The sequence below is a fragment of the Nonomuraea sp. NPDC001684 genome (assembly GCF_053596515.1).
On sequence record NZ_JBSFGJ010000002.1, the window covers coordinates 1 to 14,057 of the forward strand.

Here is a 14,057-nt window from a genome sequence, read left to right on the forward strand (position 1 = left end):
GAGCTGCGGGCATGGTTCGCGATCAGCACGTCAACGTGCCCGAACCGCTGGACAGCCTGCTCGATCACCCACGCCGGCTTCAGCGGATCGGCGAAATCGGCCTGGACATGCGCCAGCCGGTCGCCCAGGCCGCCCAGGGCCTCGAGCACGCCGGCCATCCCCGCCGGGTCGCTGCCCCACGGCTGACCAGCGTCATGAGGTGTCCATGACTGCACCAACACCCTGGCACCGGCGGCCAGCAGCTCCCGCGTCAGGGCGAACCCGATCCCGGCCTGCCGGCTCACGCCGGTCACCACCGCGACACGGCCAGCCAGAGGACCTCGCTGCGCGCTTGCGCTCTCTTCGATGGTCATCTGGCGATGATCGCTGGTCCGGCTGAACGCCACCACTCCTTTATCGTCAGACAACTCGGACCTCGGTGCGGCAACGCGGCCAGCACACTTGCCTGACATGCCTTACAAGCCTTCGTGCGGCTGACCAGCTACTTCGCTTGAGAACACTAGATAACCATCGAACACGACCCCACCGCCCGCCGGCGCTCCCGCTCACTTCACCTTCGGAAAGCGGCGCTGACCAGGGCTTACGACCCTCGAATGTACTTCGTCGCAGCGCTGTTAACGACAGGCCATCTTCCCCAGCCCACGGCTCATCAGCGCAGCGTAAGTGTTGAGGCGTTTCGGCGTGCACCGCCTCAACACTCACCGCCCTCGGCCCACTTGCCTAACGTGCCTTAACCCTGACCAGGCCGCTGAACTGCAGGTTCACTTGAGAGCCCAAGATAAGAGCGGAACCATCGAGATCAATCTGACACGCCCGAGTGCGCTTGGAACGCCAGGAGCCGCCGATGTGCTTCCTTCGCCGCTGCGGCGAAGATCTGGTTGAGCCTGTCGCGGTTGCGGCCCTGGGTGACCAGGCCATGGCAGTTGCGGCACAGGGCCAGCGCGGCGACAGGGTGGTCGCGCGCTCCGCGGGCGAACGCGGCGGTGGGATCGCCATCGGTGTGGTGCACCTCCAGCAGCGCTTCACCAGCATCGGTGACGTCCTGCTGGTAGCCGGTGTCGGTACAGGTGGGATTCTCACACCGGCGGCCACTGCGCTCCAGCAGTGCGGCGCGGGTGCGTTGCTCTCTGATCCGCTGCTCACGGATAGTCAGTTTCCGCCGTTGATCCTGGCCGACACGCTCGGCCTGTTCGATCTGAAGGCACCACTGCCGATACCGGCTCGGCGCCGTGGCGGCCATCGCTGTCAGTGTCTCCCTCGCCGCCTTCGCACGCTCGATCGCCCGGGCCGGTTCGGTCACCCGGTCGACAAGGTTGGGCTGGCATCGGTTGTCCCACTGGCCGGCGAATCGAGAGCGGGCCAGGCGCAGGCAGGCGAACCGGGCACGGCTCCACCTGTGGAGCATAGCCTTGTGGTCGGGTACCAGCATGCCGTTGCCTTCGGGTGGGTAGCCGCCGTTGGCGCACAATTCCAGTTCGCAGAACAACACGCCGTAGGTACGGGCTCGATCGAGGCACACCACCTGTCGTCCCCGCAGCATCGCGGCCACCGTGGCATGGACTTCGCGGAAGGCCGGGGCGGCTCGCACCTGCTTGGGCGTGACGTGGTGTCGTGCGAGATCCGCGGACGGAAGAACGTCACCGGGAAGTGGATTGATCAGCGTGTCCAGCAATGTCTCGCCCGTGCTGCTGTAGATCGCCAAGTCGCACAGCATGGCCCGCTCGTGCTGGTTGTCGACGGGCTTGTCGATCTCCCCCCAGGTGCCGACCTCCAGGATGACGCTACCGGGATCGGCAAGGACGTTCGTCGCCCACGTGGCCGCTTCCCAGCGATCCTCAGCGCGTTCGGCTGCTGTGGGCGGCCGGTCGTGGGGCAGCGCCTGGTCGTGTCGATACAGGGCACGTACGGGATACCGGTCAACGACGGCGGGAAACTCGCCGGGGATGCCCAAAGATGCGGCCACGAGAAGATGGTGGTCGTCGATGAGGGCGTTCTGTACGGATTGGGGCACGGAAGCTGGACGACCGTTCACGTGAGCAGGGCCGATGAGAAACGCGTCGGGACGCAGCGCGTTGCGCGGACGTAGGTCGCACCCGGCCAGATGCTCGGCGGTGGCCAGCTCGGCCGGTACGGCCGGCCATAGCTTCCCGTAGTGGCGTTGCGCCTCGTGGACCACCCAGCCCTTAAGGTCGGCCGAGAAGATCGGCACATCCCATCCGGTGGGCAAGCCCCACCACAAAGGCTGCCAGCCTGACGGCTCAGGCGGAGCAAGCGGCATGGCGAGATCGGCATCCGTCCATACAACCGAAGGGCGCATGCAGCCGATTCCACTGCGCTGGGATCGTCTGTGGGGCGAAGTGCTCAACTCGTGATCTGATGCTCCTCCCTGGCGCAGGGATCACGTACGGGACAGGACCGTGGGGGTGCCGCCGATCGCTTCCGTGCCGCCTACCAGTCGGCCCCGGACGCCGCGACCCTGCGCCGCGCCCGCGGATGGGCAGTGCTCCGTGCCTTCAACGGCATCCTCATCGGCGAAGCCAGCGTCCGCGCGGGACGCGTCCGGCCGCGGGCGGTGTTGCATGGGTCGCCCATGAAACAAGCCGCAAGCAGGGCGGTTTCTTGCGGGACGCTCCGGGTGCCCTGGTCGACGTCCTAGCGGTCGCGGGCGGCCAGGCCAACCAGCCGCCCGGCGGCGTACAAGTCGCTGTTGTCGGCGCGGGCGCGAAGATCATTCGCCGCCGGGAGACCTTATACTCCTTCAATCTTGCAATCTTCATACAATATTCTTGTACTCATGCAAAAAATGTTGCATGCTTCTCGTATGACTTCACGGGAGATGCTTACTGATCTCGCGGCGATCCGCCACCCGATGCCGGTCGCCACCGAGCACGACGAGACCACATCCGAGTCGTTCGACATTGCGGTCGCCGGTGTCGAGGAAGCTCGCGCCGCGTTCGTCGAGAGCCTGGACGCGGCATGGGACGCCAGCGGCCCCGGGTTCGATCCCCTGCTGACCGCCATCGAGGATCTGGTCGCGGTCAAAAAGGATGCCGACACTCAGATCCGGCTCCTCCTCGCCTACGGCCGCGCCTACGTCACCCCACGCCCCTACACCCTGGAAACCCTGGGGCAGGCCGCCGACCTCAGCCCCTCCGGCGCCAGCCGCGCCTTCGGGGCCGACGAGGTCGTCGAGGTTGGCGACCGCACCGGCCTGCGCCCACCCGCCGCCAAAATCGAGGACTACGACCCCGACGATCCCCGACTCGGCAGGGCCAGCCGCACCCGCTGCACCTGGGGCGGCGGCGACCGCAACAACCCCTGCCCCAACCACCCCAAATACACCGTTACCGACAAGTCCGGCACCCGCTGGGCCTGCTGTGACGATCACCTCCCCCGCTACCTCGCCTCCCGGCCCCCGCGCTGAACCAATACCAGGGAAGCCGAGCGGGCAGCTCGGGCGGTCTCCCCGGCCGCATACAGACCTGGGAAGAGTCCAGGATTTCGTGGGGTGGCCGCGATCGCAGAGGCTGACCAGACCAACCCCAGCCCCTGAGAGCGGCCCGACCGGCATCGCGAGCTCGGCCGAACTGAATCGCCCCGGATTTGATGGAGACCTCAGCGGTTGATTGCGATGGGTTCGTTGGGGTGGTGTTGAGCGTAGTAGAGACCTTCGAACTCCTCTGGTGGTAGGTGACCGATCGCTGAGTGCAGGCGGGTGGCGTTGAACCAGGCGACCCATTCGGCGGTGGCAAGCTCGACGTCGGCCAGGCTGCGCCAGGGGCCTCGGGGCTTGATCAGCTCGGTCTTGTAGAGGCCGATCTGCGATTCCATCAGGGCGTTGTCGAGCGCGTCGCCGACGGTGCCGATGGAGGCGTCGATCCCGGCCGCCAGCAGGTGCGTGGTGAACCGGAAAGACGTGTACTGACTTCCCGCGTCCGAGTGATGGATCAAGCCCTGCTCGACCGGATGGCCGGCGCGTTCGCGCCGCCACAGGGCCATGTCCAGGGCATCCAGTACGAGGGTGGTGTGCTTGGTGAGTGAGGCGGCCCAGCCGACGATCGCCCGCGAGTAAATGTCGACGACGAACGCCACGTAGACCACCCCGCACCAAGCGGAAACGTGGGTGAAGTCGGCGACCCAGGCAGCGTTCGGCCGCTGGGCGGTGAAGTCGCGCTGCAGCCGGTCGCCGGCCCGCTCATGCCCGGGGTCGGGTGTCGTGGTTCGCACCTTCTTCCCGCGACGGGCACCTTGCAGGCCCAGGACACGCATGCGCCGCTCGACGGTGCAGCGGGCCACCCGATGCCCCTCCCGCTGCAGCTGGTGCCATATCTTGCGGGCACCATAGACGCCGTAGTTATCAGCGTGGATGCGAGCGATGTGCTCGTCCAACTCGGCGTCCCGCACCGCCCTGGCCGAGGGCGGTCGGTTCTTGGCGGCGTAGTACGTACTGGTGGAGATGGAGCAGCCGTGCTCGGTCAGGACACGGCAGATCGGCTCGACACCGAACACCTCGGCGTGCTGGTCGATGAAGGTCACGAGTGCGTGTGTGGCCGGTCGAGCTCGGCCGCGAAGAAAGCCGACGCGGCCTTCAAGATCTCGTTCGCCCGCCGCAGTTCGGCGTTCTCCCGGCGCAGCCGCTTCAGCTCGGCCGACTCATCCGTCGTGCGGCCTGGCCGGCTGCCCTCGTCGGTCTGGGCCTGGCGGACCCAAGTGCGCAGTGTCTCCGCAGTGCCGATGCCGAGCTTGGTCGCCACCGCGTTGATCGTGGCCCACTCGGTCGGGTAATCCGGCCGTACTTCGGCGACCATCCGCACCGCTCGACGGCGCAGCTCGGCGGGATAGGGAGACTTACCTGGCATGGACTCGATCCTCTCAAGAGATCAAGTCTCCACCGAACCCGGGACGATTCAAACACCCTGGCACGCCTTCGATGCAACGTGCCTTCGAGGCCGGTCCACGTGCCTTACGTGCCTGACAAGATCATCGATCTCTGACCTGCGGGAAGACACCAAAAACCCAAAATAACCATCGTAGTGCGAGCACAACATCACGTACAGCGACTTGACGCGACAGAACATCACGATTCGGCGCTCGGGCAGCCTGGCGCGGCGATCCCTTGAGCAGACACGCATCCGCCGCATACCACGTCGCGGACGCCAGCCCATGTGCCTTTACGTGCCTGACAAGATCATATGGCTTAGACCTGTGGGAAGAGGTCGACAACCCAAGATAACCATCGAGGCGCCCTGTCCGGCGAGGCCTTCGCCGGACGTATCGGTAGGGGCCTGGCGGTCGTCGTGGCGGTCGTCGAAGGGCGGGACCTGAGCCCGGGCCGGTGCGGTGCGCCGGTTCGCGGAGCTCCGACTCGCGCGCCGGGCTCGGTGGACGCCGGACGCGGGGCCGGGTTCGGCAGCCGGGCGGGTGTGTCGCCGCCTGCAGGGCCGTTGCCTGCGGGCTCCTGGAGGACCTGTTCGTCGAGTTCGTCACGGTGACTCGGTTGAACTCACCGCCTGAGGGCGGCCAGATCTCTACCGAAGGCACAGACAACAAGCCCGCTGTCCGTGACGGCAACGCCTGAACACTCACTCGGCAGATGAATGACGTCCGCAAGGTGCCGCATCTGCAGGTCCCAGATCCGCATCGTGTGGTCGTCGGAGCCGGTGACGGCGACCGGGCGGCCGTCCAGCACCGTGCACGCCACCGCGTCCACCGAGCCGGTGTGGCCGGTCAGCGGATCACCGACGAGCCGGCCGGTGGCCAGATCCCAGACCCGCACCGACTGATCGCGGGAGCCGGTGACGGCGACCGGGCGGCCGTCCAGCACCGTGCACGCCACCGCGTCCACCGAGCCGGTGTGGCCGGTCAGCGGGTCACCGACGGATTGACGGGTGGCCAGATCCCAAACCCGCACCGAGTAATCGTCGGAGCCGGTGACGGCGACCGGGCGGCCGTCCACTACCGTGCACGCCACCGCGCCCACCGGGCCGGTGTGGCCGGTCAGCAGATCACCGACGGGCCGGCCGGTGGCCAGATCCCAAACCTGCACCGACTGATCGCGGGAGCCGGTGACGGCGACCGGGCGGCCGTCCACCACCGTGCACGCCACCGAGCCGGTGAGGGCGGTCAGCGGGTCGCCGACGGGCCGGCCGGTGGCCAGATCCCAGACCAGTACATCGTAGGAGCCGGTGACGGCGACCGGGTGGCCGTCCACCACCGTGCACGCCACTGCCATCACGGGGCTGGTGTGGCCGGTCAGCGGGTCACCGACGGATTGACGGGTGGCCAGATCCCAGACCCGCACCGAGTGATCGTCGGAGCCGGTGACGGCGACCGGGTGGCCGTCCACTACCGTGCACGCCACCGCGCCCACCGGGCCGGTGTGGCCGGTCAAGGGGGCGCCGACCGGTTGGCCGGAGGCCAGATCCCAAACCCGCACCGTCTTATCTTGGGAGCCGGTGATGGCGACCGGGCGGCCGCCCAGCACCGTACACGCCACCACCCTCACGGGGCTGGTGTGGCCGGTCAACTGTCGGCCGATCGGCTTGCCGGTGACCAGATCCCACATCCGTACCGTCTCGTCGCGGGAGCCGGTGACAGCGACCGGGCGGCCGTCCAGCACCGTGCACGCCACCGCGTTCACCGCGCTGGTGTGGCTGATCAGCGGGTCACCGACCTGCTGGCCGGTGGCCAGATCCCAGACCCGCACCGTCTTATCAGTAGAGCCGGTGACAGCGACCGGGCGGCCGCCCAGCACCGTACACGCCACCACCCCCACGGGGCTGGTGTGGCCGGTCAACTGTCGGCCGATCGGCTTGCCGGTGACCAGATCCCACATCCGTACCGTCTCGTCGCGGGAGCCGGTGACAGCGACCGGGCGGCCGTCCAGCACCGTGCACGCCACCGCGTACACCGGGCCGGTGTGGCCGGTCAGCCGATCACCGACGGGCTGGCCGGTGGCCAGATCCCAGACCCGCACCGTCTTATCAGTAGAGCCGGTGACAGCGACCGGGCGGCCGCCCAGCACCGTACACGCCACTGCCATCACGGAGTGGGTGTGGCCGGTCAGCGGATCACCGACGGGCCGGCCGGTGGCCAGATCCCAGATCCGCACTGTCTCATCGGCAGAGCCGGTGACAGCGACCGGGCGGCCGTCCAGCACCGTGCACGCCACCGCGTACACCCACTCGGTGTGGCCGGTCATGGTGTTGCGTGCCGGTCGGGACAACTCTGTTCCGGTCGCCCATACCGGTTTCCAGGCGTGCGGGCCCGCCATGCTGTTGAGGGCGGTCAGTAGGGCGGGGATGTTGTAGCGGGCGGCGTCCAGGGCGAGGATCTGGCGGCGGGTTTCGGGGGTGGCGTGCCGGTGGGTGCCGATCGAGGCCTGGTAGACGGCGGCGTGCTGCTCGGCGACCGGAGTGTGCACGGTGTGCAGGTGGGGGATCAGGGTGTCGGGATCGGCGTGGACGAGGTATTCGGTGTCGGTGATGAGGTCGTCCAGCAGTCCTGCGCGGGCGGCGTGGGTGGCCAAGTGGTGGTGGCTGTAGGGGTGGGCGCGAGCCCAGTCGTGGTCGCCGTCGGCGGTGTAGGGAACGCGCTGGGTCAGGGCGCGGGTGAAGGCGGTATGCACGGCAGCCTCACCGATACCCTCGCGCAGGTGTTCGGCCAGGGCCTGGTGGTACAGCCGGTAGGCCGACCGGCCGGATTCGATGGCCTCGACCACGTAAGAGCCGGCCGCGCGTCTCAGCCAGTGCAGGTCGTCGTTGGTGTAGGTGCGGCCGGCCATCTCGGTGGCCATCTCGGTGGCCACTGCCGGCCACACGTCTTCCCAAGGCAGGCCCTGCCCTTCGGCGAAGGCCAGCGGGCGCAGCAGGTCTGCGGCGCGTCCGGCGTCCGGGCCCAGGCGGCGTTCCAGGTCCTGGCGCATGGCCTGGGAGGGCAGCCGCGGCAGGCTCGCCCGCCACGCACCATCATCGGGGTCGGGCAGGCGCTCCTCGGCGGCCAGGGTGCCGGCGGTGATCCGGGCGACCAGGAATGACGGGTGCGCGGCGGTCGCCACCGCGGCGGCGATGCGGGCGCGCAGCGGGCGGTCGCAGTCCCAGTAGGGGGAGTCGTGGCGGGCCTCCATCAGGTTGCGGATGGTGTAGACCTTCAGGGCGTGCGGGTCGGCGTAGCGGTCGGCGTCCAGATCGATCTGCTCCTGCCGGCGCAGGCCCAGCCGCTCCAGCAGGTGCGGGCGGGTGCCGAGCAGCAGCCGCAAGCGGCCGCCGGAGTGCTTGATCAAGGGCCCCAGGACGCGGTCGCACAGGCTGTCGGGGGTGGCGGCCTCGTCGAGGGCGTCGATGAGCACCGTGAACGGCCGGGCCCGGCGCCCGGCAGGGGGGAGCGCGTTCAGCAGCTGCCCGACGCTCTCGGCCTGCACGTGCGCGGCGGCGGCGATCCCGGCCAGGACCTGCTCGTCGGTCAGGCTCTGGGCGTAGATGACCACATCCACGTCCCCCACCGCCGGAAGGACGTGCCCGGCCAGGCCGATGCTGTCGATCGGGACGCTTCGGCGGTGTTCGGGGTGGGTCAGCGTGGCGATCAGCCCGAGCACCGCCGTCTTGCCTGAGCCAGGCCCTGCCGTGACGGCCAGGGCCGCATGGTCGCCGGGGGAGGCGTCCGGGGCCGGCGGGAGGCGCTCCGATGCCGTATCGGGCCGGCGCAGCCAGCCGGTGATGTCGGCGACGACTTGCTGCCGACCGGTGAACCACCAGCTGTGGCCCTTGCCGGCGCTGCCCATCGCCCGCACCAGCAGGCGGGTGCGGAACTCGATCTCACGCCGCTCGGCCTGGGCATCCCACTCGGCGGCCTGCTGGATCGCCAGGTCCACCTCCGTCAGCCGGGCGTCATGGCGAGGATTGAGCAGGAAGCCGGGGATCGTGCCGGTGAGCCCGACCAGGTTCAGGCCGATGTGCTGGTGGCCCGGCCGGTCCGGATGCTCGGCCATGTGCTGCACGACCGCGTCCAGCGGCAGGCTAGCCGGACCGTGCCCGGCGGTGGCCCGGCTGGTGACGGCCTGCTCGAGCAGGTGAGGCAACGCGCCGGTGCGGGCGAGCTCGTTGGGCTGGGCGGAGGTGATGACGGCGAACCCGGTACCGCTCTGCTGCCCCCATCGGGTGTCGAGCTGGGCCAGGGCGCGGGCGGCGGCCTGGTTGCCGCCTTGGCCGGAATAGCAGGTGTCCAGGATCAGCAGCAGCCGGCGCACCCGGGTTTTCTGCAGCATCTTCTTGGCCAGCGTCAGGGTCGGCAACGCGTCGGCGACATCGTCGGGGTCTGTGTCGGAGGTCAGCAGCACGTGCTCGCCGATGTCGTCAAGGACCTCGCCGTGCCCGGCGATGTAGACCGCGATCAGGTCGTCCTCGCGCCGCTCGGGCGAGATGCAGAACGCGCGCAGCTGGGAGGTGAGCTGCTCGGCGGTCGGATCCAGCCCCAGACCGGTGACGTGCTGGTAGCCGAGCTGGCGGGTGAACAAGCCGATGATCGTGTCGCGGGCCTGCACGAGATCGGGCCGGTCCCAGCCCAGGTCCGCCGGTGCTTTCGGGTAGCGGCTGATCACCGTGGCGATCAGATACCGGCGCGCCTGCCTCTCGCCCCCATCATCTCGGGAGGAGGATGAGCGGGCGGTGGCCGGCGCCGCGTCGTCAGGGCCGGTCATTGCAGGCCTGCGCGGATGGCGGTGCCGGTGCGCTGGTCGGTGAGGTAGCGGGTGGCGTCGTGGGCGTGCGCCCCGTTGTGCACCACCTGCCCGATCACCCGCTCACCGAAGTACGGCCGCAGGTCCTTCACCAAGGCCACGACGTCGCCGTGATCGACCACGTTCGTCCACACCAGCCCGTCACCGCCGGGCCAGCAGCCGACCGGATCTGGTCCGGGCTGCAGCCGATCGAAGATCATGCGCATGCCCAGCGGGGAGCCTAAGGTGACCAGCGCGCGCACCCCATGCCCGCCGCCCTTGTGACCGCCCTCGTGACCGCCTGCGTGCTCGTCCTGGCCGGCGGCCAGCGCGCACAGCGCCTCGTAGGCGATCACCGAGCCGAGCGAATGCGCCACCACCACCCGCGTGTCCGGCCCGATCAGCGCCGCCACCCGGTCCCGGGCCGCCTGCCGCAGCCGCGGGTCGGTCAGATACCGGCGCACCTGCTTCAGATCGAACACCAGCGCCCGCAACGCCAGGTCGGCGAAGAAACGTGAGGTCTGCAATGCCCGCAACGCGGCCTGCACCGAACGCGGCGTCCGGGCCAGGGTGTCACCCCCGGGCGGCGCAACTTCCGGATCGACCTCGGCGGCGGCCTGCCACCAGGCCAGTAGCAGATCGGTCTCCAGGCCGTCGTCCACGTCGGCGGCAGTAAACAGTGGGTCCCCCACCGCCAGCGTCTGGCCCGGCGGCCGGAACAGGTCGCCGTAGAACGCCATCGCCACCTCGCTGTCGGCCGGCGCCGGGCCGCCGGCCCGGCGTAGCCCGTCCAGCAACGCCGGCCGCCACTCCTTCAGCAGCGACCGCTCGCCGAGCAGTTGCTTGCCCACCCCGTGCACCGCCACGATCCGCGCCATCGCCCCTGCCCGCGCTCGTCTCGCACACCCGCCTGAGCCGACGGTAGTGCGATCACAAGGTCACGTACAGCGACTTGACGCGACAGAACATCACGATTCAGCGCCCGGGCAGCCTGGCGCGGCGATCCCTTGAGCAGACACGCATCCGCCGCACGCCACGTCGCGGACGCCAGCCCATGTGCCTTACGTGCCAGACAAGATCATATGGCTCTGACGTGCGGGAAGAGGTCAACAACCCAAGATAAGCTCTGCGGCCTGCGCCTTCGCCGCGCTCCTGTTCAAGGTGGTCAGCAGCCCAGAGGTACAGGAGATGCTGAAGTCCCTCATAGACCGAGCGCTCAAGATGACCGGATGACCCTCCACCAGACGCGGAACGCCGCCACCAGGAATCGGTCGGCATCACGCGGTTCGGTGACGGCCGAGACCGCCGCCATGCTGCCCGCGCTCATGATCGTCCTGGCAGCCGCGCTCTGGGCCATACAAGCGGTGAACGTCCAACTGGAATGTGTAGACGCAGCCCGAGCGGCAGTGCGCGCCGCAGCCCGAGGTGAGCCGCTGGACCAGGTCCGCGAGCTCGCCCGCTCGGCCACTCGCCCAGACGCCCACGTAGGGATCACCCGCGACGCAGAGTTCACCCACGTAGAGATCGCAGTAGATGTACGACCAGCTTGGGGCGTTTCGCTACCGGCCGTCCCCGTGTCGGCCTCGGCGACAGCCGCCACAGAACCATGACGTCACGCAGGTACTCGCCGAAATGAGATCTGCCAGGAGGACATGAGCCCTCGTGTCCTCCTGGCAGTCGGGGGGCGAAATCTCCAACCCCTACGGCGTCTTCTACCCACAAGAAGAGACAACAACTCCGCGACGCGGCACGGAGATCGTCCGTGCGGGAGGCGCAGAAGCGTCTCAAAGCCGGGCGAAGCGACGAGCTTCACCGATCAATCACTCCGAGGACAAGGATGATCAAGCACAAGGAACGAGGGTCGGCGACCTTATGGGGAGTGGCCCTCATGGGGCTCCTGATGGCGGTTGCCGGAGGGTTGGCCTCCGTGGGGGCGGTTCGGGTGGCTCGCCATCGGGTTGACAGCGCGGCCGATCTGAGCGCTCTGGCCGCTGCCAGAGCGGCGATCATCGATCCGGAGGGCGCTTGCGGCAGGGCGGCCGCGTTGGCCAGAAGGAACGGCGTCCGGCTGGCGGCTTGTGAGATCACGGGAGAGATCGCGGATGTCCGGACCTCTCTGTCGATCACCTTGCCGATCGCCGGAGCACACACTCTTACGGGCAGGTCTCGCGCGGGGCCGGTCACGATGTCACCTGGGTAGCAACCGTTGCAGCAGTCGGCCGTCAGGCCACCGTCCTGGGCCTTGGGGGCGCGTGACCGACCGCGACACGTGCAAGCCTGGGGGCGTGTCGCGCGAGTCCGGCGACCGGCTCCTCAGGCTGAGAAACGCGTGCCGGCGTCGTGGCCCACATGCGTGCAGTCTCTATGGCCGCCCGCTTCGACCGTGATTCAAACTGACGGCGTTGCGCCAGACGCGCTGATCGGGAGAAGGGGCGGCGCGAGCCGAGATGTCGATTCGCCTGCGCCAGCCCCGGTGTTCACTCTGCTGTCAGTCCCTCGACCAGGCCGGTGGTTGGCCTGCCGAGGAGTCGAGGAAGATCGTCACCGACCCGAGCGAAGACTCCGGCGGCGATGGTTTCATCGAGACGTGCCAAGAAGCCGGCCAGTTCGCTGTCCATCCCCGAGTTGATGAGCGCTGCCTGCAATTCTTCGGGAGTGACAGGCCGGTAGGTGACCTCGCGCTTCAGGACGACCGACATTGCTTCGGCTATGTCGGCGTAGCTGAAGTTCGTGTCGCCGGAGAGGCTGTAAGTCACATTGTCGTGCCCGTCTGTGGTGACGACGGTGGCCAACGCCTCAGCCAGGTCCTTCCGGCTGGCTGGGGCAACGACGGCGTTGCCGGTCGCGGCGGCCAGAACGCCGGAGAAGCGGGGGCCTGCCAGCGCCTGGATGTAGTTCTCGATGTACCAGGTGTTCCGCAGGATCGTGTACGTCACGCCGGAAGCGGTGAGAGCGTCCTCTGTCGCTCTGTGGTCCGCGTTGATCTCGAAGCGGTCGTCGTCGGCCCGGACTCCGCTGGTGTAGTAGACGTGTCGGACCTTGGCGTTCTTCGCCGCCTTGACGATCGACTCGTGCTGAGCAAGGCGGTTCGGGTCTCTGTCCGAGATCAACACGATGTCGGAGTGCCTGGCAACCAGCGCTGCGACGCTGGCCGAATCCGACAGGTCGACGGCGGCGGTGCCGAACCCGGTGGAAGCAAGTTCCCCGAGGCGCGCTTGGTTCCGACCGGCCGCGGTGATCGTTCCTGGGCTGGTTCCCCGAGCGACCAGCGCGTTCAGGACGTGGCGACCGAGTGCCCCGGTGGCCCCGAAGACGAGGGTGCTCGCCTCAGGCGCGGTCATGGAGGGTGATCTGGTAGCCGTCGGGGTCGGCGAAGGTGAAGGTGCGGCCGAAGGGGCCGTCGATCGGTGCGGAGACGATGGTGTGACCGTCGGCGACGAGGGCGTCGTGGATGGCCTGGACGTCGGTGGCGTGGAGCCAGATCGCGGCACCGATGCCGGGCTGGGGAACGGAGGCGAGATCGGTGCCGGGAACGACCTCGCGGAGTGCGAACGCGATCGGCTTCGTCTCGAAGACGACGGCGTGCGGAGGACCGGCCTGCGAGCGGACGAGGCCGAGGTACTGCTCGTAGAACGCCTGCGAAGCGTTGAGGTCGCGCGCTTGCAGGGAGATGAAGTCGGGGCCGGTGACGGGCATGGTGATGCTCCTTGTCGTCATGTCAGTTAGCTGACACGTCGCAATGTATGTCAGAATACTGACATGAGTCAAAACGGTGCCGGCGTCGACCTGGACAAATCGCTGGGCTACCTGCTGAAAGAGGCTTCGAGCGCCCTGCGCGCAGCCATGGAGGAGGTGCTGCGGCCACTCGGGATGACCGTGACGCACTACTCCTGCCTGGAGTTGCTGGCTCAACGACCGGGCTTGTCGAACTCCGAGCTCGCGCGTGGCGCGTTCGTGACCCGGCAGTCGATGAACGTGCTGCTCCAGACCCTGGAACGAGACGGCTACGTGACCAGGCCAGCGGAGGCGCCCGTCGGAAAGGCTCTTCCGGCGCGGCTCACGCCTCGCGGACGACGGAGTCTGGAGAAGGCGAGCGCGGCGGTCCGGTCCGTCGAGGTCAGAATGCTGGCCGGCATGACCGACGCCGAGCAGTCGGACGCGTTCCGGATTTTGCAGAGCATGATTCATTCGCTGCGCGATGGTGACGGCGGTGCCTAGTCGTTTCTCGGTGCACGACTCGCCGCGTCGGGTCAGGGGTGCGGGCGGGCGTGGAAATCTGTGCGAGTGACCTCGAAAACCGGCACCTTGTTCTGCGATTGAGTCGATAAATCGTCAGGCGAGCGAA

General features: G+C 68.4%; 12 protein-coding genes. 5 read left to right on the forward strand and 7 right to left on the reverse strand.

Annotation, left to right across the window (positions count from 1 at the left end):
- Positions 1-353: SDR family NAD(P)-dependent oxidoreductase (locus tag ACWCSD_RS00800; protein WP_449912257.1), on the reverse strand; the 353-nt coding region annotated here is incomplete at its 3' end.
- A gap of 446 nt (positions 354-799) precedes the next feature.
- The gene (locus ACWCSD_RS00805) at positions 800-2,317 is read right to left on the reverse strand and encodes a hypothetical protein (RefSeq protein WP_449912259.1); all 1,518 of its coding nucleotides are present in this window, start codon (positions 2,315-2,317) and stop codon (positions 800-802) included.
- A gap of 504 nt (positions 2,318-2,821) precedes the next feature.
- On the opposite strand from ACWCSD_RS00805, the gene ACWCSD_RS00810 reads away from it, so the two are divergent.
- Positions 2,822-3,424: a hypothetical protein gene (locus ACWCSD_RS00810; RefSeq protein ID WP_449912261.1), complete on the forward strand. Its 603-nt coding sequence runs from the start codon at positions 2,822-2,824 to the stop codon at positions 3,422-3,424.
- Between the two features lie 191 nt (positions 3,425-3,615).
- On the opposite strand, the gene ACWCSD_RS00815 is transcribed toward ACWCSD_RS00810, so the two are convergent.
- The 3 genes from ACWCSD_RS00815 to ACWCSD_RS00825 form a co-directional block, all read right to left on the reverse strand.
- A protein-coding gene (locus tag ACWCSD_RS00815; protein WP_449912263.1) for an IS3 family transposase occupies positions 3,616-4,859 on the reverse strand; the annotation gives its coding sequence in 2 pieces (ribosomal slippage) (positions 3,616-4,577 and positions 4,577-4,859; 1,245 coding nt in all).
- A gap of 644 nt (positions 4,860-5,503) precedes the next feature.
- Positions 5,504-9,595 (reverse strand): caspase family protein, encoded by a 4,092-nt coding sequence (locus tag ACWCSD_RS00820; protein ID WP_449912265.1) that lies wholly within the window; start codon positions 9,593-9,595, stop codon positions 5,504-5,506.
- A gap of 95 nt (positions 9,596-9,690) precedes the next feature.
- A complete protein-coding gene (locus ACWCSD_RS00825) occupies positions 9,691-10,590 on the reverse strand; it encodes a hypothetical protein (protein WP_449912267.1) in 900 nt (299 codons plus the stop codon).
- 241 nt (positions 10,591-10,831) lie between these two features.
- On the opposite strand from ACWCSD_RS00825, the gene ACWCSD_RS00830 reads away from it, so the two are divergent.
- From ACWCSD_RS00830 to ACWCSD_RS00840, 3 genes are all read left to right on the forward strand, one after another.
- Positions 10,832-10,945: a DUF4244 domain-containing protein gene (locus ACWCSD_RS00830; protein WP_449912335.1), complete on the forward strand. Its 114-nt coding sequence runs from the start codon at positions 10,832-10,834 to the stop codon at positions 10,943-10,945.
- Between the two features lie 92 nt (positions 10,946-11,037).
- A complete protein-coding gene (locus ACWCSD_RS00835; RefSeq protein WP_449912337.1) occupies positions 11,038-11,322 on the forward strand; it encodes a TadE family type IV pilus minor pilin in 285 nt (94 codons plus the stop codon).
- 227 nt (positions 11,323-11,549) lie between these two features.
- Positions 11,550-11,912 (forward strand): Rv3654c family TadE-like protein, encoded by a 363-nt coding sequence (locus tag ACWCSD_RS00840; protein WP_387677916.1) that lies wholly within the window; start codon positions 11,550-11,552, stop codon positions 11,910-11,912.
- A gap of 277 nt (positions 11,913-12,189) precedes the next feature.
- Here ACWCSD_RS00840 and ACWCSD_RS00845 read toward each other — a convergent pair whose 3' ends face one another.
- Positions 12,190-13,053: an NAD(P)H-binding protein gene (locus ACWCSD_RS00845; protein ID WP_449912269.1), complete on the reverse strand. Its 864-nt coding sequence runs from the start codon at positions 13,051-13,053 to the stop codon at positions 12,190-12,192.
- A complete protein-coding gene (locus tag ACWCSD_RS00850) occupies positions 13,040-13,408 on the reverse strand; it encodes a VOC family protein (RefSeq protein ID WP_397154696.1) in 369 nt (122 codons plus the stop codon). The genes ACWCSD_RS00845 and ACWCSD_RS00850 overlap by 14 nt, the downstream gene beginning before the upstream one ends.
- A 63-nt stretch (positions 13,409-13,471) precedes the next feature.
- On the opposite strand from ACWCSD_RS00850, the gene ACWCSD_RS00855 reads away from it, so the two are divergent.
- On the forward strand, positions 13,472-13,930 hold the full coding sequence (locus ACWCSD_RS00855) for a MarR family winged helix-turn-helix transcriptional regulator (RefSeq protein WP_358290429.1): 459 nt from the start codon (positions 13,472-13,474) through the stop codon (positions 13,928-13,930).
- Positions 13,931-14,057: the final 127 nt, after the last annotated feature.

What these genes read in the sequence shown, in the direction of transcription:
- ACWCSD_RS00825 (WP_449912267.1), bottom strand. Translation starts at nt 10,590, where the DNA reads ATGGCGCGGATCGTGGCGGTGCACGGGGTGGGCAAGCAACTGCTCGGC.
- ACWCSD_RS00840 (WP_387677916.1), top strand. Translation starts at nt 11,550, where the DNA reads ATGATCAAGCACAAGGAACGAGGGTCGGCGACCTTATGGGGAGTGGCC.
- ACWCSD_RS00855 (WP_358290429.1), top strand. Translation starts at nt 13,472, where the DNA reads ATGAGTCAAAACGGTGCCGGCGTCGACCTGGACAAATCGCTGGGCTAC.
- ACWCSD_RS00835 (WP_449912337.1), top strand. Translation starts at nt 11,038, where the DNA reads ATGATCGTCCTGGCAGCCGCGCTCTGGGCCATACAAGCGGTGAACGTC.
- ACWCSD_RS00810 (WP_449912261.1), top strand. Translation starts at nt 2,822, where the DNA reads ATGACTTCACGGGAGATGCTTACTGATCTCGCGGCGATCCGCCACCCG.
- ACWCSD_RS00850 (WP_397154696.1), bottom strand. Translation starts at nt 13,408, where the DNA reads ATGCCCGTCACCGGCCCCGACTTCATCTCCCTGCAAGCGCGCGACCTC.
- ACWCSD_RS00845 (WP_449912269.1), bottom strand. Translation starts at nt 13,053, where the DNA reads ATGACCGCGCCTGAGGCGAGCACCCTCGTCTTCGGGGCCACCGGGGCA.
- ACWCSD_RS00805 (WP_449912259.1), bottom strand. Translation starts at nt 2,317, where the DNA reads ATGCGCCCTTCGGTTGTATGGACGGATGCCGATCTCGCCATGCCGCTT.